The 21,886-nt window shown below is 67.9% G+C and carries 25 protein-coding genes; all 25 read left to right on the plus strand.

Annotated elements, in window-relative coordinates; genetic code table 11:
- Positions 1 to 60: 60 nt before the first annotated feature.
- The 25 genes from fabD to AC2ITM_RS07540 all read left to right on the plus strand — a co-directional run bounded on the left by fabD (position 61) and on the right by AC2ITM_RS07540 (position 21,592).
- Positions 61 to 1,002 carry an ACP S-malonyltransferase gene (gene fabD / locus AC2ITM_RS07420; RefSeq protein WP_486469178.1) on the plus strand — a complete coding sequence of 314 codons (942 nt, stop codon included), beginning with the start codon at positions 61 to 63 and terminating at the stop codon, positions 1,000 to 1,002.
- A 101-nt stretch (positions 1,003 to 1,103) separates the two neighbouring features.
- Positions 1,104 to 1,841: a 3-oxoacyl-[acyl-carrier-protein] reductase gene (gene fabG, locus AC2ITM_RS07425; protein WP_486469179.1), complete on the plus strand. Its 738-nt coding sequence runs from the start codon at positions 1,104 to 1,106 to the stop codon at positions 1,839 to 1,841.
- Positions 1,842 to 2,126: 285 nt separating this feature from the next.
- Positions 2,127 to 2,360, plus strand: a complete 234-nt coding sequence (locus AC2ITM_RS07430) for an acyl carrier protein (RefSeq protein WP_119840776.1) — start codon at positions 2,127 to 2,129, stop codon at positions 2,358 to 2,360.
- Positions 2,361 to 2,627: 267 nt separating this feature from the next.
- A complete protein-coding gene (gene fabF / locus AC2ITM_RS07435) occupies positions 2,628 to 3,887 on the plus strand; it encodes a beta-ketoacyl-ACP synthase II (protein ID WP_486469180.1) in 1,260 nt (419 codons plus the stop codon).
- Position 3,888: 1 nt separating this feature from the next.
- Positions 3,889 to 5,043, plus strand: a complete 1,155-nt coding sequence (gene mltG, locus AC2ITM_RS07440; protein WP_486469181.1) for an endolytic transglycosylase MltG — start codon at positions 3,889 to 3,891, stop codon at positions 5,041 to 5,043.
- A 208-nt stretch (positions 5,044 to 5,251) separates the two neighbouring features.
- Entirely contained in the window at positions 5,252 to 5,581 is a 330-nt protein-coding gene (locus AC2ITM_RS07445; RefSeq protein WP_486469461.1) for a hypothetical protein, read from the plus strand.
- The gene (locus tag AC2ITM_RS07450) at positions 5,463 to 6,857 is read left to right on the plus strand and encodes a DNA-packaging protein (protein WP_486469182.1); all 1,395 of its coding nucleotides are present in this window, start codon (positions 5,463 to 5,465) and stop codon (positions 6,855 to 6,857) included. Before AC2ITM_RS07445 ends, AC2ITM_RS07450 begins: the two co-directional genes overlap by 119 nt.
- Positions 6,858 to 6,975: 118 nt before the next feature.
- On the plus strand, positions 6,976 to 8,169 hold the full coding sequence (locus AC2ITM_RS07455) for a phage portal protein (protein WP_486469183.1): 1,194 nt from the start codon (positions 6,976 to 6,978) through the stop codon (positions 8,167 to 8,169).
- Positions 8,162 to 8,389 (plus strand): GTA head formation protein, RCAP_rcc01685 family, encoded by a 228-nt coding sequence (locus tag AC2ITM_RS07460; RefSeq protein WP_160896960.1) that lies wholly within the window; start codon positions 8,162 to 8,164, stop codon positions 8,387 to 8,389. The genes AC2ITM_RS07455 and AC2ITM_RS07460 overlap by 8 nt, the downstream gene beginning before the upstream one ends.
- Before the next feature lie 15 nt (positions 8,390 to 8,404).
- Entirely contained in the window at positions 8,405 to 8,977 is a 573-nt protein-coding gene (locus AC2ITM_RS07465; protein WP_486469184.1) for an HK97 family phage prohead protease, read from the plus strand.
- 32 nt (positions 8,978 to 9,009) lie between these two features.
- On the plus strand, positions 9,010 to 10,194 hold the full coding sequence (locus tag AC2ITM_RS07470) for a phage major capsid protein (protein ID WP_486469185.1): 1,185 nt from the start codon (positions 9,010 to 9,012) through the stop codon (positions 10,192 to 10,194).
- 169 nt (positions 10,195 to 10,363) lie between these two features.
- Positions 10,364 to 10,963, plus strand: a complete 600-nt coding sequence (locus AC2ITM_RS07475) for a head-tail connector protein (RefSeq protein WP_486469186.1) — start codon at positions 10,364 to 10,366, stop codon at positions 10,961 to 10,963.
- Positions 10,960 to 11,295 carry a head-tail adaptor protein gene (locus AC2ITM_RS07480; protein WP_486469187.1) on the plus strand — a complete coding sequence of 112 codons (336 nt, stop codon included), beginning with the start codon at positions 10,960 to 10,962 and terminating at the stop codon, positions 11,293 to 11,295. The genes AC2ITM_RS07475 and AC2ITM_RS07480 overlap by 4 nt, the downstream gene beginning before the upstream one ends.
- Entirely contained in the window at positions 11,292 to 11,696 is a 405-nt protein-coding gene (locus tag AC2ITM_RS07485) for a DUF3168 domain-containing protein (RefSeq protein ID WP_486469188.1), read from the plus strand. Before AC2ITM_RS07480 ends, AC2ITM_RS07485 begins: the two co-directional genes overlap by 4 nt.
- A gap of 21 nt (positions 11,697 to 11,717) precedes the next feature.
- Positions 11,718 to 12,131 (plus strand): phage major tail protein, TP901-1 family, encoded by a 414-nt coding sequence (locus AC2ITM_RS07490; protein ID WP_486469189.1) that lies wholly within the window; start codon positions 11,718 to 11,720, stop codon positions 12,129 to 12,131.
- Positions 12,131 to 12,454: a gene transfer agent family protein gene (locus tag AC2ITM_RS07495; RefSeq protein WP_486469190.1), complete on the plus strand. Its 324-nt coding sequence runs from the start codon at positions 12,131 to 12,133 to the stop codon at positions 12,452 to 12,454. The genes AC2ITM_RS07490 and AC2ITM_RS07495 overlap by 1 nt, the downstream gene beginning before the upstream one ends.
- Complete coding sequence (locus AC2ITM_RS07500; protein WP_486469191.1) at positions 12,451 to 12,648, plus strand: rcc01693 family protein; 198 nt, start codon at positions 12,451 to 12,453, stop codon at positions 12,646 to 12,648. The genes AC2ITM_RS07495 and AC2ITM_RS07500 overlap by 4 nt, the downstream gene beginning before the upstream one ends.
- A gap of 30 nt (positions 12,649 to 12,678) precedes the next feature.
- Positions 12,679 to 13,299, plus strand: a complete 621-nt coding sequence (locus tag AC2ITM_RS07505; RefSeq protein WP_486469192.1) for a phage tail tape measure protein — start codon at positions 12,679 to 12,681, stop codon at positions 13,297 to 13,299.
- A 10-nt stretch (positions 13,300 to 13,309) separates the two neighbouring features.
- Positions 13,310 to 13,939, plus strand: coding sequence for a phage distal tail protein, Rcc01695 family (locus AC2ITM_RS07510; protein WP_486469193.1), 630 nt, complete (start codon positions 13,310 to 13,312; stop codon positions 13,937 to 13,939).
- Positions 13,939 to 14,823, plus strand: coding sequence for a DUF2163 domain-containing protein (locus AC2ITM_RS07515; protein WP_486469194.1), 885 nt, complete (start codon positions 13,939 to 13,941; stop codon positions 14,821 to 14,823). Before AC2ITM_RS07510 ends, AC2ITM_RS07515 begins: the two co-directional genes overlap by 1 nt.
- A complete protein-coding gene (locus AC2ITM_RS07520) occupies positions 14,820 to 15,260 on the plus strand; it encodes a C40 family peptidase (RefSeq protein ID WP_486469195.1) in 441 nt (146 codons plus the stop codon). Before AC2ITM_RS07515 ends, AC2ITM_RS07520 begins: the two co-directional genes overlap by 4 nt.
- On the plus strand, positions 15,261 to 19,181 hold the full coding sequence (locus tag AC2ITM_RS07525) for a baseplate multidomain protein megatron (protein ID WP_486469196.1): 3,921 nt from the start codon (positions 15,261 to 15,263) through the stop codon (positions 19,179 to 19,181).
- 94 nt (positions 19,182 to 19,275) lie between these two features.
- Positions 19,276 to 20,079, plus strand: a complete 804-nt coding sequence (gene cysE / locus AC2ITM_RS07530) for a serine O-acetyltransferase (protein WP_486469197.1) — start codon at positions 19,276 to 19,278, stop codon at positions 20,077 to 20,079.
- A 187-nt stretch (positions 20,080 to 20,266) separates the two neighbouring features.
- Positions 20,267 to 20,908, plus strand: a complete 642-nt coding sequence (locus AC2ITM_RS07535) for a hypothetical protein (RefSeq protein ID WP_486469198.1) — start codon at positions 20,267 to 20,269, stop codon at positions 20,906 to 20,908.
- A 60-nt stretch (positions 20,909 to 20,968) separates the two neighbouring features.
- Entirely contained in the window at positions 20,969 to 21,592 is a 624-nt protein-coding gene (locus tag AC2ITM_RS07540) for a hypothetical protein (RefSeq protein WP_486469199.1), read from the plus strand.
- Positions 21,593 to 21,886: the final 294 nt, after the last annotated feature.

The following is a 21,886-nucleotide window of genomic DNA, read 5'->3' on the forward strand; positions in this document are numbered from 1 at the left end:
GGCTATGCCCGCGCAAAGGCCGTCCGAAGGGGCGGCGCAGAGGATCTGAAGGAGGCCGCGATGAGCCGCGCATTCGTCTTCCCGGGCCAGGGTGCCCAGACCATTGGCATGGGCCGCGCCCTGGCTGATGCCTATCCGGCGGCGAAGGCCGTCTTCGATGAGGTCGATGACGCGCTTGGCGAGAAGCTGAGTGCGCTGATCTGGGAGGGCGAGCAGGAGACGCTGACGCTGACGCAGAACGCGCAGCCGGCGCTGATGGCGACTTCGCTGGCGGCGATGCGTGCGCTGGAGGCCGAGGGCGTGGCGATCACCGCCGCCGATTACGTCGCGGGCCATTCCTTGGGCGAATATTCCGCGCTGGCGGCGGCCGGTGCGCTGAGCATTGCCGATGCGGCGCGCCTGCTGCGCACCCGCGGGCGGGCGATGCAGGAGGCCGTGCCGGTGGGCGTGGGCGCGATGGCCGCGCTGCTGGGGCTGGGCTTTGAGGCGGCGATGGAAGTGGCCAAGGAGGCCGCGCAGGGCGAGGTCTGCCAGGCCGCGAACGACAATGATCCCGGTCAGGTGGTGGTGTCGGGGCACAAGGCCGCGGTGGAACGCGCGGTCGAGATCGCCAAGGCGCGCGGTGCCAAGCGCGCGGTGATGCTGCCGGTGTCGGCCCCCTTCCACTGCGCGCTGATGCAGCCCGCGGCCGAGGTGATGGCCGAGGCGCTGGCGGCGGTCGCGTTCCGGGCGCCCGTGGTGCCGGTGGTGGCCAACGTGCGGGCCGAGGCGGTGAGCGATCCCGAGGCGCTGAAGGCGCTGCTGGTCGAGCAGGTGACCGGATCGGTGCGTTGGCGCGAGAGCATCGCCTGGATGGCGGTGCGCGGTGTCGATGCGGTCTGGGAGATCGGCGCCGGCAAGGCGCTGTCGGGCATGGTGCGGCGGATCGAGAAATCCGTGGCCTGCGCGCAGGTCGGCACGCCCGAGGACGTGGTGGTGGCGGCCGAGGCCCTGAAGGGCTGAGGCCGGCTGCCGGTGGTGAGGCCGGGGGCTGTCTGCCCCCGGACCCCCGAAGGTATTTGGAACAAGAAAATGGCAGGGCGACCTGCCGACGGGAGAGACCTATGTTCGATCTGACGGGCAAGACGGCGCTGGTGACCGGCGCGAGCGGTGGCATCGGTGGGGCGATTGCCAAGGCGCTTCATGCCGCCGGTGCGACGGTGGGGCTGTCGGGCACCCGGGTGGAGCCTCTGGAGGCGCTGGCCGCGGAACTGGGCGAGCGCGCCCATGTGCTGCCGTGCAACCTGGGCGATCCGGAGGCGGTCGAGGCGCTGCCGAAGGCGGCGATCGCCGCCATGGGGAGCCTCGACATTCTGGTGAACAATGCGGGCATCACCCGCGACCAGCTGTTCATGCGGATGAGCGACGAGGACTGGGCCAGCGTCATCGACGTCAACCTGACCGCCACCATGCGGCTGTGCCGCGGCGTGATGCGGCCGATGATGAAGGCCCGCTGGGGGCGGATCATCAACATCTCGTCCATTGTCGGCGCGACCGGCAACCCGGGCCAGGTGAACTATGCGGCCGCCAAGGCGGGCATGGTCGGCATGACCAAATCCATCGCCTATGAGGTGGCCAGCCGGGGAATCACGGCGAATTGCGTGGCGCCCGGTTTCATCGCGACCGCGATGACCGACAAGCTGAATGACGAGCAGAAGGCCAAGATCAACGTGCAGATCCCCGCCGCGCGCATGGGCACGCCCGAGGAGATCGCGGCCGCCGTGCTGTATCTGGCGAGCCCCGAGGCGGGTTACGTGACGGGCAGCACGCTGCATGTGAACGGCGGGATGGCCATGCTGTAAGCCTTCGGGCCCAGCAGATTTGCCGCGCTGCCGCATGAAAACAAGGGGCGGCGCGGCGCAAAGGACGCTGTCGCACCTTGCAATTTCCGGGGCGAGGGGGCAGGTCTCGAAAGCGTTTGCGTCGTGTGAAGCATGTGCTATAGGCGGCGCAGATCAGCGGGGGTCGCAAGGCCTGTCCCGCGCCTCGCTCTGCGGGGAGACCGGGATCGCGAGATCCCATCAATCGGCCCCGCAAGGGGTGAGGCAAGAACCGGGCCGCTGGCCCACCTGACAGAGGGAAAACCTATGAGCGATGTCGCAGAGCGCGTGAAGAAAATCGTTGTCGAGCATCTCGGCGTGGAAGAAGAGAAAGTGACCGAGAACGCTTCCTTCATCGACGACCTGGGCGCAGACAGCCTCGACACCGTCGAGCTGGTCATGGCGTTCGAAGAAGAGTTCGGCATCGAGATCCCGGACGACGCTGCAGAAAACATCCAGACCTTCGGCGACGCGGTGAAGTTCATCTCGGAAGCTGCATGATCTGAGCCGTCTTCGGACGGCGCCGGATGCACCCGGATGGGTGAGAACCCCCTGCCGTTGCGGCAGGGGGTTTGCTTTTGTGTCGGGGCGCCCCATCTGGGGCAGGGGGCGCTGCCCCCGCCGTGCTGCGCCTGCGCGCCCTGCCTATTTTCGGAAAGATGAAGATATTGCGGTGGCGGAGGGTTGCGGGCGGGACGGCCGAGGCTTGCCCCTTGGGGGCGGCCTCGGGTATGAGCGGCAGTGAAGAAAATTTTGGGGGCGGATTACATGCGTCGTGTCGTTGTCACCGGGCTGGGGCTGGTTACGCCCCTGGCCGTCGGGGTCGAGGAAAGCTGGAGCCGGATTCTGGCCGGCAAATCGGGTGCGGGTCCGATCACGCAGTTCGATACCGAGGGGCTGGTTACGACCTACGCCTGCGAAGTGCCGCGCGGTGACGGCACCGATGGCACCTGGAATGCCGATCTGTGGATGGAGCCGAAGGAACAGCGCAAGGTCGACACCTTCATCCAGTTCGGCATTGCGGCCGCCGACATGGCGGTGGCCGACAGCGGCTGGGCACCCACCAGCCCCGAGGATCAGGAGCGCACCGGCGTGCTGATCGGGTCGGGCATCGGGGGGCTGAACTCGATCGCCAATACCGCCATCCTGATGGCCGAGAAGGGCCCCCGCCGGGTGTCTCCGTTCTTTGTGCCGGGCGCGCTGATCAACCTGATTTCCGGTCAGGTCAGCATCAAGCATGGCTTCAAGGGGCCGAACCATTCGGTGGTGACCGCCTGTTCCACGGGCGCGCATGCCATCGGCGATGCGGCACGCCTGATCCAGTGGGGCGATGCGGATGTGATGATCGCGGGCGGCGCCGAAGCCGCCATCTGCAAGATCGGCATCGCGGGCTTCAACGCCTGCAAGGCGCTGTCCACCAAGCGCGCCGATGATCCGCAGAAGGCCAGCCGGCCCTATGACGCGGACCGCGACGGCTTCGTCATGGGCGAGGGCGCGGGCATCGTGGTGCTGGAAGAATACGAACATGCCGTCGCGCGGGGCGCCAAGATCTATGGCGAATACCTGGGCTATGGCCTGTCGGGCGACGCCTATCACATCACCGCCCCGTCGGAAGACGGCGACGGCGCGCGCCGCTGCATGGAAATGGCGCTGAAGCGCGCCGGGCTGACGCCGGCGGATGTGGATTACGTCAATGCGCATGGCACCTCGACCATGGCCGACACGATCGAGCTGGCGGCGGTGGAACGCCTGATGGGCGATCATGCGCCCAATGTCACCATGTCCTCGACCAAGTCGGCGACCGGGCACCTGCTGGGGGCTGCGGGCGCGATCGAGGCGATCTTCTCGATCCTGGCGATCCGCGATCAGGTGGCCCCGCCCACGATCAACCTGGACAACCCGGCGGTCGAGACCAAGATGGACCTGGCGCCCAACGCCAAGCGGGAACGCAAGATCGACGTGGCCCTGTCGAACTCGTTCGGGTTCGGTGGCACCAACGCGAGCCTCGTGTTCGGGAAAGTGCGCTGAGATGTGGCGATCCATCGCCTCGAACGGGCTGACGCTGCTGATCGTGGGTGCGATGCTTCTGGGCGGCGCCATCATGTGGGGCAAGCAGAGATATGCCGCGCCGGGTCCCCTGGCGCAGGGCATGTGCCTGCGCGTCAAGCAGGGCGAGACGATGCGGGGCCTCAGCGAGGACCTGGACAAGGCCGGTGCCGTCTCGAGCGGGATGCTGTTCCGCATCGGTGCCGATTACGCCGACAAGTCCGCGCAGCTCAAGGCGGGGGCCTTCCTGGTGCCCGCCTCGGCCTCGATGGCCGATATCGTGGATCTGGTGACGCGCGGCGGCGCCAGCACCTGCGGCACCGAGATCCTGTACCGGGTCGGCGTGCGGCAGTCTGACGTGCTGGTGCGCTCGGTCGATCCGGCGACTTCGCAATATGTCGAGGAAGCCCGCTATGTGCCCGGCACCGACAAGGTTCCCGATGTCGTGGCCGAGGTCGAGAAAGAGCCCGACACGCGCTATCGCATCGCCCTGGCCGAGGGCGTCACCGCCTGGCAGGTGGTGCAGATGCTCAACAATGTCGATGTGCTGAAGGGCGATATCGGCGATCTGCCGAAAGAGGGCACGCTGGCGCCCGACAGCTACGAGTTCTCGAAAGGGGATGCGCGGTCGGGTCTGATCAAGCGGATGCAGGACGAGCAGATGCAGATCCTGGATGCCGCCTGGGCGCAGAAGGCCGACGGCATTCCGCTGAAGACCCCCGAGGACGCGCTGATCATGGCCTCGATCATCGAGAAGGAAACCGGTGTTCCCGATGAACGCCGCGTCGTCGCCTCGGTCTTCGAGAACCGGCTGGAACAGGGGATGCGGCTGCAGACCGACCCGTCGGTGATCTACGGCATCACCAAGGGCAAGGGCATCCTGGACCGTGGCATCCGCGCCAGCGAGCTGAAGGCCAACAATGCCTACAACACCTATGTGGTGGACGGGCTGCCGCCGACGCCGATCGCCAACCCCGGCCGGGCCTCGATCGAGGCGGCGGTGAACCCCGAGAAGACGAACTACCTGTATTTCGTCGCCGACGGGTCGGGCGGTCACGCCTTTGCCGCCACCCTGGACGAGCACAACCGGAACGTCGCCAAATGGCGCCAGATCGAAGCCGAGAAGGGCAATAACTGATCGGTTTCAATCGGTTGCATGAACGGGGAAGGCGGGGCGTTAACAAGGCGTTCCGCCTTCGTCCTTTGGGGGGCCTTGACCCACCGAACGGTTTCCCGTATAGGTTGTGACATGCTGGAACACATGGGCAAACGGCCTGGGGGAAACCCTTGGGCCGTTTTTTCGTGCTGCGCGTCGGAGGGACAACGATAACGCACGAGGCAAAAAAATGAAAACTCGGTCCGACAGAGACGAGACCCGGCTGCGGGACACTATCGACAGGCTCGACCGCCAAATCGGCGACATCACCAGGGATCTGGAGGCGCTGCAGGACAGGGTGCGCGCCGGCGATGTCGCGGCGGTCGGGGAGACCACCAAGATGTGTCAGGAGATCCGCAAATGGATCGGTTTTGCTATGGAAATGGAGGCGAAGCTTGAAGATGGAAGACAGGGACATCGGCCAGGCGGAGACATCGACATCGGGGCCGCAAGGGCTTCGATCGGGTGCCGCCTGGATCGCCTCCGCAGGTGCGGACATCCAGAACGCATTCCTGGATGACCTTGATGAGGGAGAGCTTCGCGCTCTCCCTTTTTTGTTTGAATTCTGGGCCTTGCCGCATCAGCTGCCGCCAGATGGCAATTGGCGCAGCTGGGTCATCATGGGCGGGCGCGGCGCGGGGAAATCGCGGGCGGGATCCGAATGGGTGCGGACACAGGTCGAGGGCAACCTGCCGCTGGAGCCGGGGCGCTGCAGGCGCCTTGCGCTGGTGGGCGAGACCTTTGACCAGGTGCGCGACGTGATGATCTTTGGCGAAAGCGGCATCATGGCCTGTTCGCCCCCCGATCGCCGTCCGCTGTGGAAGGCGAGCGAGCGCAAGCTGATCTGGCCCAACGGGGCCGAGGCGCAGGCGTTTTCCGCCAGTGAGCCCGAGGCGCTGCGGGGCCCGCAGTTCGACGGCGCCTGGCTGGACGAGCTGGCCAAGTGGAAGAAGGCGCAGGACACCTGGGACATGCTGCAGTTCGCGCTGCGGCTGGGCGAGGATCCCCGCGTCTGCGTCACCACCACGCCGCGCAACGTGGGCGTGCTGAAGAAGCTGCTCGAAAGCCCGTCGACGGTCGTGACCCATGCGCCGACCGAGGCGAACCGCGCCAACCTTGCCGACAGTTTCCTTGAGGAGGTGCGGGCGCGCTACGCGGGCACAAGGCTGGGCCGGCAGGAGCTGGACGGTATCCTGATGGCCGATGCGGAAGGGGCGCTCTGGACCGAGGCGATGCTGCAGGCGGCGCAGGTCAGGGACATTCCGCCGCTGGATCGCATCGTGGTGGCGATCGACCCGCCGGTCACCGGCCACGAGGGGTCGGACGAATGCGGCATCATCGTCGCGGGCGTTGTGCAGAAGGGGCCCTTGGGCGACTGGCAGGCCTATGTGCTGGAGGATGCCTCGGTGCGGGCGGCGTCACCGCTGCAATGGGCCGAGGCCGCGATTGCCGCCATGGCGCGGCACGGTGCTGACCGGATCGTGGCCGAGGTCAACCAGGGCGGCGATCTGGTGGAAAGCGTGCTGCGGCAGGTCGATCCGCTGGTGCCTTTGAAGACGGTGCGGGCGACACGCGGGAAGGCCGCGCGGGCCGAGCCGGTGGCGATGCTTTACGAGCGCGGCCGGGTGCATCACGCCCGGGGTCTGGGCGCGCTGGAGGATCAGCTGGCGCAGATGACGACGCGCGGCTGGGAAGGCCGCGGCAGCCCCGACCGGCTGGATGCGCTGGTCTGGGCGCTGCACGAGCTGGTGCTGGCACAGCGCCCGGCGGTGCGGCCGCAACTTCGGGTCCTGTGACCCACCGCACGGTGGTCTGAGGTGAATTTAATCCATTTCCAGCACATTCCTCGCACGGCCCGGGACGACCCCGGCCACCGCCCCGAGGGCGGGACGCGACGCAAGCAAGGAGAGACGCATGGGGGTCATCGACTATTTCCGCAAGGATGCCGGGTCGTCCGTGAAGGGCGCGCCGGAGCGGAAGGCCTCGGCCACGGGGCGCATCGTTGCCTATGCCAGCGGCGGTCGCGTCGCCTGGTCCGCGCGCGATACCGCAAGCCTGACGCGCACCGGTTTCACCGCCAACCCGGTGGTGTTCCGCGCGGTGAAACTGGTGGCCGAGGCCGCGGCCTCGCTGCCGCTGATCCTGCAGGACGAGGCGCGCCGCTATGACCAGCACCCGGTGCTGTCGCTGCTGCGCAACCCCAACCCGATGCAGGGCCGGGCCGAGCTGTTCGAGGCGCTCTATGGCCAGATGCTGCTGACCGGGAACGCCTATCTGGAGGCCGTCGCCGCCGAGGAAGGCACGCCGGTCGAGCTGTACGTGCTGCGTTCGGACCGGATGAGCCTGGTGCCCGGCACTGATGGCTGGCCGGTGGCTTTCGATTACACGGTGAATTCCAGCAAGGTGCGCTTTGACGTGTCGGGGCCGCGCTCGCCCATCCTGCATCTGAAGACCTTCCATCCGCAGGATGATCACTACGGCCTGTCGCCCCTGCAGGCGGCGGCGCAGGCGCTTGATGTACACAATTCGGCCTCGCGCTGGTCGAAGGCGCTTCTGGACAATGCTGCGCGGCCCTCAGGGGCGATCGTCTACAAGGGCGGGGATGGCGAAAGCACCATGAGCCCCGACCAGTTCGACCGCCTGGTGGCCGAGATGGAGATGTATCATCAGGGCGCTGCCAATGCCGGCCGGCCGATGCTGCTGGAGGGGGGGCTTGACTGGAAGCCCATGGGCTTCAGCCCCTCGGACATGGAATTCCACAAGACCAAGGAGGCCGCCGCGCGCGAGATCGCGATTGCTCTGGGCGTGCCGCCCATGTTGCTGGGCATCCCCGGAGAGGCCACCTATGCCAATTACCAGGAGGCCCACCGCGCCTTCTTCCGCCTGACGGTGCTGCCGCTGGCGACCCGCGTCACCGCCGCCGTGGCCGAATGGCTGGAACGCTTCAGCGGTGAACAGCTGGAGCTGCGCCCGGACCTGGACCGCGTGCCCGCCCTGTCGGCGGAACGCGACAGCCAGTGGAAGCGCATCGGCGAGGCGGATTTCCTGACCCGCGCCGAGAAGCGCGCCGCCCTTGGCCTGCCGCCTCTGGAGGATGGCGATGCCTGATCCGCGTCCCGTCTACGAGGATTTCGAATGCGGCCCCTCGCTGCGGCTGCAATCGCACGAGAAGGTCTCGAAGTTGCAAAACGATGCGCTGCACGAGCGGATCGCGCGGCTGGAGGCCCTGGTCGAGCGGCTGGAAAAGCGCCTGTGGCTGACCGTCTTCGGCATCGTCGGCGCGATCCTTGCCCAGGCCTTCCAGTCCATCCTGGACCAGCTTCCCTGATCGGAGACCATGACCATGTACGAACAGATGAAAGAGGCGGCCTCGGGGCTGGAGCAGAAGTTCTGCCGCTTTGACGAGGACCTGACGGTGCAGTCCGACGGGCTGACCATCGAGGGCTATGCCTCGCGGTTCGGGGCCTGCGACCAGGGCGGCGACATCGTGCAGGCAGGCGCCTACACGGCCAGCCTGTCGCGTCTGGCGGCCGAGGGGCGGCGGGTCAAGATGCTGTGGCAGCACGATCCCGCCCAGCCCATCGGCATCTGGGACGAGATCCGCGAGGACACCACGGGCCTGTGGGTCAAGGGGCGCCTGCTGGAAGGCGTCGCCCGGGGCCGCGAGGCCGCCGAGCTGATCCGTGCCGGGGCCATCGACGGGCTGTCGATCGGCTATCGCACGAAGCGGGCGGCCAAGGATGACGGGGGCCGCAGGCTCCTGACGGAACTGGAGCTGTGGGAGGTGTCGCTGGTGACCTTCCCGATGCTGCCCAGTGCGCGTGTGGCCGCCAAGGGGATGGATCCCCTGGAGGAGCCGCTGCGCGAATTGGCAGCGGCCCTGAGGGCCGCGGGGGCCGAGTTGGGCGGCCGCTAGGGCGCTCTCATCTTCCAATCGAGAGGTAGTCGATGGGTATGACCGAGAAGAGTTCTCGGGCCGGAGAGATCGTGTCTCCGGTCGCCGAGGTGAAATCTGCGATCACGGATTTCGTGCGGGAGTTCAAGGACTTCCAGTTCGACATCAAGGAACGACTTCAACAACAGGAAAGCCGACTGACCATGCTTGACCGCAAATCCCTGTCCGCCGCGCGCCCGGCGCTTGCCGCCTCTGCCGACATCGCGGCCCCCCATCAGAAGGCCTTCAACGCCTATCTGCGCAATGGCGACGACGATGGCCTGCGTGGCCTGGAGCTGGAAGGCAAGGCGATCTCGACCGTGTCGGGCGACGGCGGCTATCTGGTGGATCCGGTGACCTCGGCCAGCGTCGGCACCGTCCTGCGCAGCGCCGCCTCGCTGCGTCAGGTCGCCAATGTGGTGACCGTCAACGCGACCTCCTACGACGTGCTGATCGATACCTCCGACATCGGCTCGGGCTGGAGCAACGAGAGCTCGGTCTCGGAGACCACCACGCCCTCGATCGACCGCATCTCGATCCCGCTCTATGAGCTGTCGGCACTGCCGAAGGCCTCGCAGCGGCTGCTGGACGACAGCGCTTTCGACATCGAGGGCTGGCTGGCCGAGCGTATTGCCGACAAGTTCTCGCGCGCCGAGGCGGCCGCGTTCGTCTCGGGCGATGGTGCCGACAAGCCGACCGGTTTCCTGATCAACACCAAGGTCGCCAATGCGTCCTGGAGCTGGGGCAATCTGGGCTATGTCGCAACCGGGACCTCGGGCGATTTCGACCCGACCGAGCCGGCAGATGCGATCATCGACCTGGTCTATGCCCTGGGCGCACGCTACCGCGCCAACGGCACCTTCGTGATGAACTCGAAAACCGCGGGTTCGGTGCGCAAGCTGAAGGATGCCGACGGCCGTTTCCTGTGGTCGGACGGCCTGGCCGCGGGCGAGCCCGCACGCCTGATGGGCTATCCGGTGCTGGTGGCCGAGGACATGCCCGACATTGCGGCCGGCAGCTATTCGGTCGCCTTCGGCGATTTCCATTCCGGCTATACCATCGCCGAGCGCCCCGACCTGCGCGTGCTGCGCGATCCGTTCAGCGCCAAGCCGCATGTGCTGTTCTACGCGACCAAGCGCGTGGGCGGTGATGTCAGCGATTTCGCGGCGATCAAGCTGCTGAAATTCGCCGCTTCGTAAGGGCGGCGGGTCGGCGGGGCCGGGTCTGTGGCCCCGCCGGGCGCGTGTCTCCTGCATGCGTTGTCCAGCTGCTCCCTCCGTCCGAGCAACGTTGGGAGACACGCGCCGGGGGGACCCCTCCGGCGTGGGATGAGGGCGGGCAGAGGCCCGGGATCACGGGAGAAATTTGATGTTGCTAGTCGAAACGAACCAGGTCGCGGCCGCTGTGCTGCCGATTGCGGCCTTCCGCGATCACCTGCGGCTGGGATCGGGCTTTGCCGAGGACGATCTGCAGGACGGCGTGCTGGAAGCCTATCTGCGTGCCGCCATCGCGGCGCTGGAGGGGCGCACCGGTCAGGTCTTCCTGCAGCGCGACTTCATCTGGACGCTGGAGGAATGGTCTGATCCCGAGGGCGTGCGCGTCCCGGTGACCCCGATCCGCTTCCTGCAGGAGGTCCGCATCTACGAGGACGACACCAGCTATACCTCGATCACCGGGGATGAGTTCCGCATCACCGCTGATTCCTATTTCCCGGTCTTCCGCCGGGTGTCGGGGCTGCTGCCGACGATCCCCGACGCTGGCAAGGCCGAGGTCCTGATGACGGCGGGCGCGGCCACGGAATGGGCGGTGCTGCCGGCGGATCTGGCGCAGGCGGTGCTGCTGCTGGCGGCGCATTACTATGAATACCGCAACGATCCGGGCCTGTCGCGGGGCTGCATGCCCTTCGGCGTCACCGCCCTGATCGAACGCTACCGCCCGATCCGGCTGGGCAAGGGGATCCGCGCATGAGCCCCCGGCTGAACCGCCGGCTGACCCTTGAGGCGCTGAGCCACCTGGCCGATGGCGCGGGCGGCAGCACCGCAAGCTGGCAGGCGCTCGGGACGCTCTGGGGTGAGGTGGCGCCGCGCAGCGGCGGGGTGACGGATCTGGCCGACCAGCCGGTTCATGCGCAGCGTGTCGCGATCACCGTGCGGGGGGCGCCGGTCGGGGCCTCGAACCGGCCGGTGCCGGGCGAGCGGTTCCTGTGCGGCAGCCGCATCTACCTGATCGACGCCGTCACCGAGGCCGATGCGACAGGTCTTTACCTGACCTGCCTCGCCCACGAGGAGCTTGCCCCATGAGCTATGCGGTTTCCGCCGCGCTGCAGAGCGCGATCTACGAGGCGCTGAGCGCCGATGCCACGCTGCTGTCGCTGGTGGGGGACGCGATCTTTGACGCGCCGCCCCAGGGTACGCCGCCGGCGCTTTGGGTGGCGCTTGGCCCCGAGACGGCGCGCGATGCCTCCGACAAGAGCGGCGCGGGCGCGCTGCACGAGGTGGTGATCTCGGTCGTGGCGGGGCAGGACGGCTTCCACGCGGCCAAGGCCGTGGCGGGGGCGGTGTCGGATGCCCTGGCGGCGGGTGTGCCTGCGCTGACGCGCGGCAGCCTGATCTATCTGAATTTCCTGAAGGCGCGGGCCCGCAGGGAGGGGCGGCTGCGCCGCATCGACCTGACCTTCCGCGCCCGCGTGCAAGACAGCTGATCCCTGGACGGAGAGACGAACATGGTGGCCCAGAACGGCAAGGACCTTCTGATCAAGGTGGACATGACGGGCGGGGGCTCGTTCCAGACGCTGGCGGGGCTGCGGGCCTCGCGGCTGAGCTTCAACGCCGAAAGCGTCGATGTAACGAGCCTCGACAGCACCGGTGGCTGGCGCGAGCTGCTGGCGGGGGCGGGCGTGCGCTCGGCCGGGCTGAGCGGCTCGGGCGTCTTCCGCGACGAAGCCAGCGACGAACGCGCCCGGCAGATCTTTTTCGAGGGCGAGACGCCGGCCTTTCAGGTGATCATCCCCGATTTCGGCATCGTGCAGGGGCCGTTCCTGATCACCTCGATCGAATATGCCGGCGCCCATGACGGCGAGGCGACCTACGAGCTGGCGCTGGCCTCGGCCGGGGCGCTGACGTTCACGGCGCTGTGATGGCAAATCCGCTGGCAGGCGAGGTCGCGCTGGTCGTCGATGGCGAGCGGCGCGTGATGAAGCTGACCCTGGGCGCGCTGGCCGAGCTGGAGGCGGGGCTGGAAAGCCGGTCGCTGGCGGCGCTGGTCGAGCGTTTCGAGGAGGGCGCCTTCACCACCCGCGACGTGCTGGCGCTGATCGTGGCGGGGCTGCGGGGCGGGGGCTGGAACGGTACCGCCCGCGACCTGCTGAGCGCCGAGATCGCGGGCGGGCCGCTAGAGGCCTCGCGTCGGGCGGCGGAACTTCTGGCCCGCGCCTTCGTGCTGCCGGGGGACACGGGATGAGCGGGCTGGACTGGCCCGCGCTGATGCGGGCGGGGATCTGCGGGCTGCGCCTGCTGCCGCGCGAGTTCTGGCAGCTGACCCCGGCCGAGCTGCGGCTGATGCTGGGGGATCTGCCGGGGGCCGCGCCGGTCTTCGGCAAGGGGCGGCTGCAGGAACTGCTGGCGGCCTTCCCCGATACCACGCCAGAGGAATGACGACCGGGTGCGCCCGGCAGGAGGGTTGAGATGGCGGATTTGAACGGGGTCACGGACCTTCAGGCGCAGGTCGACGGCCTGGATGAAAGCCTGGGCAATGCGGCCGAGGTGGCGGCGGGTTTCGGCGCCGAGCTGCAGCGGATGCGCGCGGCGATGGAGGACACCGGCAAGGACATGCAGACGCTGGAGCGTGGCCTGTCGCGCGGTCTGCGCAAGGCGCTGGACGGGGTGCTGTTCAACGGCGCCTCGGCGGGCGAGGCGCTGCAGGGGGTCGCGAGCACGGCCAGCCGTGTCGCCTATTCCGCGGCATCCCGTCCGATCACCGACCGTTTCGGCGGGCTGATCGCGCAAGGCCTGGGGGCGCTGATGCAAAGCGCCACGCCCTTTGCTCAGGGTGGCGTGGTGAATGCGCCGACCTATTTCCCGATGCGCGGCGGCACTGGCCTGATGGGCGAAGCCGGCCCCGAGGCCATCGTGCCGCTGTCGCGCGGCGCCGACGGCCAACTGGGCATCCGCAGCGAGGGCGGCGGCCGCGCGGTGCAGGTGGTCATGCATGTCTCGACCCCCGATGCCGAAGGCTTCCGCCGTTCGACATCCCAGATCGCCGCCCAGATGGGCCGCGCCATTGCCCGCGGCCAGCGCAACCGCTGAGGAGACGACCATGAGCTTTCACGAGATCCGGTTCCCCACCACGCTCTCCTTCGGCTCGACCGGCGGGCCGGAGCGGCGCACAGACGTGGTGACGCTGGCCAATGGCTACGAGGAGCGCAACTCGCGCTGGCAGCATTCCCGGCGGCGCTACGACGCGGGTGTGGCGATGCGTTCGCTTGATGATCTGGAGGCGCTGATCGCCTTCTTCGAGGCCCGCCGCGGCCAGCTTTATGGCTTTCGCTGGAAGGACTGGTCCGACTACAAGTCCTGCGCCCCCAGTGCCCAGATCACCGCCCAGGACCAGCTGATCGGCACCGGCGACGGCGCGACGACGGTCTTCGTGCTGGCCAAGCTTTATGCCTCTGGCAATGCAAGCTACCTGCGGCCGGTGACGAAACCCGTGATGGGCACGCTGCGCGCGGCCGTCAGCAGCACCGAAAAGACCGAAGGCCCCGATTTCACGGTGGATTACGGCACAGGAGAGATCACCTTCGCAACCCCGCCCGGCACCGGCGCCGCGGTGACGGCGGGCTTTGAATTCGACGTGCCGGTCCGCTTCGACACCGACCGCATCCATGTGTCGGTCGCGTCCTTCCAGGCGGGGGATGTCCCCAGTGTCCCCGTGGTGGAGGTGCGCTGATGGCCTTCGATCCCGAACTTGCGGCCCATCTGGCGGGCGGCATCACCACCACCTGCAATGCCTGGGCGATCACCCGGCACGATGGTGCTGTGCTGGGCTTTACCGACCATGACGTCGATCTGACCTTCGAGGGGATCGCCTTTCGCGCGGATACCGGGCTGACGGCCTCGGCGCTGCAGCAGGGCACGGGCGTTTCGGTCGACAATACCGAGGCGATGGGTGCGCTGAGCGATGCGGCGATCTCGGATACCGACATTGCGGCGGGGCGCTTCGATGGCGCCGAGGTCCGCGCCTGGCTGGTGAACTGGCAGGATGTGACAGCGCGGCAGATGATTTTCCGCGGCACCATCGGAGAGATCACCCGCGCGGGCGGCGCCTTCAAGGCCGAGCTGCGCGGCCTGACCGAGGCGCTGAACCAGCCCGTCGGCCGATCCTACCAGACGCCCTGCGCGGCGATCCTGGGCGATGGCGCCTGCGGGGTCGACCTGAGCGATCCCGCCTTCCGCGCCGAAGCCACGGCCACGTCGGTCACGGGCGCGCGGGTGTTCCGGATCGAGGGGCTGACGGGCTACGAGGCGGGCTGGTTTGCCCGCGGGATGCTGCATGTCCTCGATGGGGCGGCGGCGGGCGTTTCGGTGCCGGTCAAGCGCGACTGGGCAGAGGGCAGCACCCGGGTGATCGAGCTCTGGATGCCGCTGCCGGTCGAACCCGGTGCGACGCCCGCGCTGCGGCTGGAGGCGGGCTGCGACAAGCGGCTCGCCACCTGCCAGGAGAAATTCGCCAATGCGGTGAACTTCCGCGGCTTTCCGGACATCCCGGGCGACGACTGGCTGATGGTGGTGCCGGCGCGCGCCGGGCAATCCTCGGGCGGGAGCCTGAGATGAGCCAGCGCATCGTCCTGGCTGCCCGGGGCTGGATCGGCACACCCTATGTCCACCAGGCCTCGGTGCGGGGGGCGGGGACGGATTGCCTGGGGCTGCTGCGCGGCCTTTGGCGCGAGCTTTACGGCCAGGAACCCGAACCCGTCCCCCCCTATACCGCCGACTGGTCCGAGCCGCAGCGCCAGGAGCGCCTGTGGCAGGCCGCCGCCCGACACCTGGTGGAGAAGCCACCGGGTTCCGAAGACCCCGGTGACGTGCTGCTGTTTCGCATGCGCGCCGGCGGGGTCGCCAAGCACCTCGGGATTGCCGGTGAAACCGGCGCCCGGGCCAGCTTCATCCACGCCTATTCCCGCCACGCGGTCGTCGAAAGTCCGCTGAGTGCCCCCTGGCGCCGCCGCATCGTCGCCCGTTTCGCCTTTCCGCCGCAGGAGGAGATCTGAATGGCCACCCTTATCCTGTCTGCCGCCGGCGCGGCCATCGGCGGCTCTGTCGGGGGCACGGCGCTTGGCCTGTCCTCGGTTGCCATCGGCCGCTTCATCGGTGCCGCCATCGGCCAGTCGATCGACCAGCGCATTCTGGGCGGGGGTTCGGATGCGGTCGAAAGCGGCCGGGTCGAACGGTTCCGGCTGTCGAACGCAGGCGAGGGCGATGCGGTTGCGCGCCTTTACGGGCGGATGCGGATCGCGGGGCAGGTCATCTGGGCCTCGCAATTCACCGAGACCGCCACCACCACCGGCGGCGGCAAGGGAACCTCGGCGCCGCAGAGCACCCAGTACGGCTATACCGTGAACCTGGCGGTGGCGCTGTGCGAGGGCGAAATCTCGGGCGTGGCGCGGATCTGGGCGGATGGGGCTGAAGTGGCGCCCGATGCGCTGAACATGCGCCTTTATGTCGGATCCGAGGACCAGCTGCCCGACCCCCGCATGGAGGCGATCGAGGGGGCGGGTTCCGTGCCGGCCTATCGCGGCACCGCCTATGTCGTCTTCGAGGACCTGGACCTGACGCTGTTCGGCAACCGGGTGCCGCAGTTCACCTTCGAGGTTCTGCGGCCCGCGCCTCTGTCGCTGGCGGGCGCCGCAACCGAACCCGCCCATGCGATCCGCGGCGTCGCGATGATGCCCGGTAGCGGCGAATATGCCCTGGCCACGACGCCTGTGCGCCACGATTACGGCGCCGGCAGCGGCAAGCTGCAGAACGTCAACACCCCCTCGGGCAAGAGCGACGTGGAAACCTCGCTCGATCAGCTGGAGGCCGCGCTGCCCAACAACGGCGCGGTCTCGCTGATCGTCAGCTGGTTCGGCAACGACCTGCGCTGCGGTGATTGCGAGATCCGCCCCAAGGTCGAGCAGGCCGAGTTCGACGGCGCCGAGATGCCATGGTCGGTCAGTGGCCTGACGCGCGCGACCGCGCAGATCGTGTCGGGCGATGGTTCGGACCGGCCGATCTATGGCGGCACACCGGCGGATGCCTCGGTGATCGAGGCCATCCGCGAGATGACCGCGCGCGGTCAGGCGGTCATGTTCTATCCCTTCATGCTGATGGACCAGACCGAGGGCAACAGCCTGCCCGACCCCTGGAGCGATGCCACCACCCAGCCCGCGCTGCCCTGGCGCGGCCGGATCACCTGTTCCGAGGCCCCCGGCCGCGCCGGATCCCCCGATGGCACCGCCACCGCCGCAACCGAAGTCGCGGCCTTCTTCGGCACGGCTCAGGCCAGTGATTTCACCGTCGCGGGGGATACCGTCAGCTATGCGGGCCCCGACGAATGGCGCTATCGGCGTTTCGTGCTGCATTGCGCGGCTCTGTGCAAGGCCGCGGGTGGCGTCGACAGCTTCTGCATCGGCTCCGAGATGGTCGGTCTGACCCAGATCCGCGGCAGCGCCGGCAGCTTCCCGGCGGTTGCCGCGCTGCGGGCGCTTGCCGCCGAGGTGCGCGCCATTCTGGGGGCTTCGGTCAAGCTGGGCTATGCCGCCGACTGGAGCGAATATTTCGGTTACCAGCCCGCCGATGGGTCGGGCGACCGGCTGTTCCACCTCGATCCGCTCTGGGCCGATGCCGAGATCGACTTTGTCGGCATCGACAACTACATGCCGCTGTCGGACTGGCGTTCGGGGATAGAGCATCTGGACGCCGAGACGGTGAAGACGATCTATGATGCCGATTACCTGGCCTCGAATGTCGAGGGGGGCGAACTTTACGACTGGTACTATGCCTCGCAGGAAGATCGCGATGCCCAGATCCGCACGCCCATCACCGATGGTCAGGGCGAGGCTTGGATCTGGCGCGTCAAGGACATCCGCAACTGGTGGTCGAATGCCCATCACGAGCGCATTGGCGGGGTGCGTCAGGCCTCGGCCACCGCCTGGGTGCCGCAGTCGAAACCGATCTGGTTCACCGAACTGGGCTGCGCCGCCATCGACAAGGGCACCAACCAGCCAAACAAGTTCCTCGATCCGAAAAGCTCGGAATCCGCGCTGCCGTTCTATTCCGACGGCCAGCGCGACGAGCTGATGCAGCAATGCTACCTGTCGGTGATGCACGGCTACTGGAACGATGCGGCGAAGAACCCGGTGTCCGCGGTCTATGGCGGGCCGATGATCGACATGTCGCGCGCCTTCGTCTGGGCCTGGGACGCGCGGCCCTTCCCGTATTTTCCCGGTAACACCGACCTCTGGAGCGATGGCGATAACTACACCGCCGGGCACTGGATCACCGGGCGCGTGGGCGGCCGGTCGCTGGCGCGTGTGGTCGAGGAAATCTGCCGCGATGCCGGCGTGACCGAGGTCGAGACATCGGGGCTTTACGGCTATGTCGGCGGCTTCCTGGTGGACGAGGTGACGGCGCCGCGCGCCGCGCTGCAGTCGCTGATGCTGCGCTACGGCTTCGATGTGGTCGAACGCGAGGGCGTGCTGAGCTTCCGGATGCGGACCGGCCGGGCGGATGCGGTCATCACCCCCGAGGGGCTGGCCGTGGTCGAGGATCTGGAGGCCGATCTGGAACACAGCCGCGCCCCCGAGGCCGAGATCGCCGGCCGCATGAGGCTGCGCTTCATCGAGGCGGATGCCGATTACGATGCGATCACCGAAGAGGCGATCCTGCCGGGCGACACCAGCCGCGTCGTCGCCGGCAGCGAGCTGTCGCTGTCGATGAGCCGCACCGAGGCCCGCCAGGTCCTGGAACGCTGGCTGGGGGAAACCCGCGTGGCCCGCGACACCCTGCGCTTTGCCCTGCCGCCGTCGCGCCGTGACGTGGGGCCGGGCGATGTGGTGGCCTATCGCGATGGCGAGGACGAGGCGTTCTACCGCATCGACCGGGCCGAATTCGCCGAGGCCGCGATCTGTGACGCGACACGGGTCGAACCCGACATCTACCTGCGCGCGGCGCTGGCGGAAGAGGCGCCGCGCAGCCCTGTCTATGCGGCCCCCGTGCCGGTCTTCCCGCTGTTCCTCGACCTGCCGCTGATGCGCGGCGACGAGGTCCCCCATGCGCCCCATATCGCCGTCACCGCCGATCCCTGGAGCGGCGGCGCGGCGCTCTATGCCTCGGCCAGCGATGCAGGATACCAGCTGGACCGCGTGCTGTCGGCGCGCTCGGTCATCGGGATCACCACGTCAGAACTGCCGCGCGCCGCCCTGGGCCGGGTCGATCGCGGCGAGGGGCTGGGCGTCAGCCTGACCGCCGGGGCGCTTTCGTCCACGGACGAGGCCGGGCTGCTGGCCGGCGCCAACCTGATGGCGATCGGTGACGGCACGCCGGGCAAGTGGGAGCTGTTCCAGTTCCGCGACGCCGAGGTGACGGGGGTGCGCTCCTACAGCCTCGGCCACCGGCTGCGCGGCCAGGCGGGCAGCGACGCGGTGATGCCCGACATCTGGCCGGTGGGATCCTACGTGGTGCTGATGAACGGCGTGCCCGAGCAGATCTCGCTCGCGCCCAGCCAGCGGCGGCTGGAACGGCACTACAGGGTGGGCCCGGCGCTGAAGGCGGTCGATGACCCGAGCTATCGCCACTATGCGCTGGCCTTCGACGGCAACGGCTTGCGGCCCTATGCGCCCTGCCACCTGGCGGTGACGGAACAGGGGACGGGGGGGCTTGATTTCAGCTGGATCCGCCGCAGCCGCATCGAGGGCGATCCCTGGGACCTGTCCGAGATCCCCTTGGGCGAGGACAGCCTGGCCTTCCGCCTGCGCCTGCGCAGCGGCGGCACGGTCTTCCGCGAGGTCGAGGTGACGGAGGCGGGCTGGAGCTACACCGCCGCCCAGCAGGCCAGCGACGGCATCAGCGGTGCCGTCACGCTGGAGGTGGCGCAGCTTTCGGCCAGCTACGGGGCAGGGGGAACGGCGACGCTGGCCTTCAGCCTGTAAACCATTCCGTTTCGTGAACCGGCCCCGGACGGCTTTGCATTTTCCAAGCGCGGCCCCATCTGCTAACCTGACCGCCAAACTTGGGATAAGCGCCATGGCCAACACGCAAGCAAAGCTCGCCGAGCTGGACCCCGTCTGGGACCGCATCACCCGCGAGGCAAAAGTCGCCATCGCGGATGAGCCCCTGCTCGGCGGGATGGTTCATTCGACGATCCTTCACCACGCCTCGTTCGAGCGTGCCCTGTCCTACCGCATTGCGATGAAGCTGGCCTCGGACGACATGCCGGGCCAGCTTCTGCGCGAGATCTGCGACGAGGCGATCCAGGCCGATCCCGCCATCGCCGAGGCCGCGCGGGCCGATATCGTGGCGATCTATGATCGCGACCCGGCCTGCCACCGCTTCCTGCAGCCGCTGCTGTATTTCAAGGGCTACCAGGCGGTGCAGTCCTATCGCATCGGCCACTGGCTGTGGACGCAGAAGCGGGTCGATCTGGCCTATTTCTTCCAGATGCGCTCATCCGAGGTGTTCGGCGTCGACATTCACCCGGCTGCGACCATCGGCAAGGGGATCATGATCGACCATGCGCATTCCATCGTGGTGGGGGAAACCGCGGTGGTGGGCGACAATGTCTCGATGCTGCATTCGGTGACGCTGGGCGGCACCGGCAAGGAAGAGGAAGACCGCCATCCCAAGATCGGCAACGGCGTGCTGATCGGCGCGGGTGCCAAGGTGCTGGGCAATATCCGCGTCGGGCATTGCTCGCGCATTGCGGCGGGGTCGGTGGTGCTGCACGAGGTGCCGCCCTGCACAACCGTCGCCGGCGTTCCGGCCCGCATCGTCGGAGAGGCCGGCTGTGATCAGCCCTCGGTCAGCATGGACCAGATCCACGGCGTCTGAGCCGTTTTCCAGATGTTTCAGGGCCCCGTCTCCGACTGGAGGCGGGGTTTTCGTTTTTCGGCGCGGGTGCAGAACTTTTTAGAAAGTTTTTTACCAATTTGCCCGCAAATCTCTGTCTATCGAGAGGACATGCTGAAAGGCAAATCGAGCAATGAATAAGATTTGGGATCAAGAGTCGGAACGTACCGTGATCGAAATCTCCCTGAAGCGCCCCGAGGGAAGTGGGGACTGGTATCTGGACTGGATGAAGGTGAAATGGCAGGGGGTCAGCAACGTGATACGCTGCGACGAGCCCGTGCCAGTGTCGCAGGCGTTCGCGCCGGGCTTCATGAGGATCATCCGCGACTACCTGCCGCCCGCCAAGGCCACGCCAGCTGTTCTGGCCGCCGCCGGGCCTTTTGATTTCGGGCCGTTGCAGCTGGCCCAAATGCGGGTTTTGATGTCCAAGGCCCGGGATCGGGTCGAGCACATGATGCTGCGCTTTCAGCATGCGCTCGGGCCGGTGATGTCGATCCTTGCGCCGCGACTGCGTACCGAGAGCACCGGGACCAACCAGATGGAGGCGCAGGCGGCACGCATGCTGGTGGATCTGATGGGCCCCTGCCTGAACCTGGCGGCGCTGGATGCATCGCAGCCACTGAAGGCGGATCAGGCGCGGGCGGTGGCGGCCCAGTTGAAGGAATTGCGCGACCGTCATGACGAAATGAGCTTTTTCTCGCACCTGCTGCGCCGCTTCCTATGCCATGGGCCGCAGGCCTTCGGTCGGGTGAACGAACCGCATGTCATGGAAGACCTGCCGCCGCGACAGATGCGCGAACTGCAGATGTGAAGATCATCGTTCATCCTTGATCCATCTTCCTGTCGGATCCTTGCGGCAGGAGGATGCATCATGGGCCTGACTTCGATGACTGCGGCGTTCGGGGCTCTTGGCTGGCAGGCGGGCAGGGTGCGCGATGTCGTGGCTGTCAGTTTTTCGCGCGGTTCCCGGCACAATGGGGCCGAGATCACCTCGGCCTCAATCCGGGCCCCGCCCGGCGGAGCGGCGCTGATCCGGGATCTGACGATCGGTGCGGTGCCGTCTGCCGGGGATGCGGCCCCCTCCCGGCTGACGGGCGGGATGCGGGACGTGTATGTGCGCGCGGCCATTGCCGGGCAGGTCGATGCGCAATTGGCCGCCGAGGCGGTCCTGCAACAGGCCAATGGCACGCGCAGCCAGGCCATGCTGTCGCTGTTCGGGGCCGGGGACACCACCGCGCCGGACAAGCTGAGGACGCTTGGCCAAGAGGCGGCGCGGGTTGGCCGGCGTCAGAAGATGATCCGTGAGATGACCCGGGGCGTGGCCCGCGGAGAGATCCTGGTTTCGGTCTCGACAAAGACGGTTTGGGCGGATGCACCAACGGTGGTGCAGGCGGGCCAGGGCAGCATCGTCAGTGTTTTTGCCACCGAACGGTTCCAGCTGGCGACGGCGGCCGTGGCGGCTTCGGCCAGGCTGACGATTGATCGGCGTCGCTGAACCTTGGCCAAGCACCAGGGGGCCTCGCATGGAACGATCTGCGGCGAACCCATCGGACCGTGGTCGGGACGGCTTGCCGAGTGATATCGGGATGCGGCCCGCCTTCGCCCGCCCCCCTGAATGAGTTGGCCAATGGTGCTGCAACGGCTGCCGGTGAGGGGCGCGACCGGGGGATGAGGGGGCTGTCGTGGTGTGGCGCCGGAGACCGGGATGCACGGACGAAGGGGACCACGGCGACGGCGCGGCGCTGCCTGGGATCGCGACGGAATGACAGCTGCTGTCGGGCTGCGGCCC

The organism is Pseudooceanicola sp. NS-SX9, assembly GCF_057380705.1.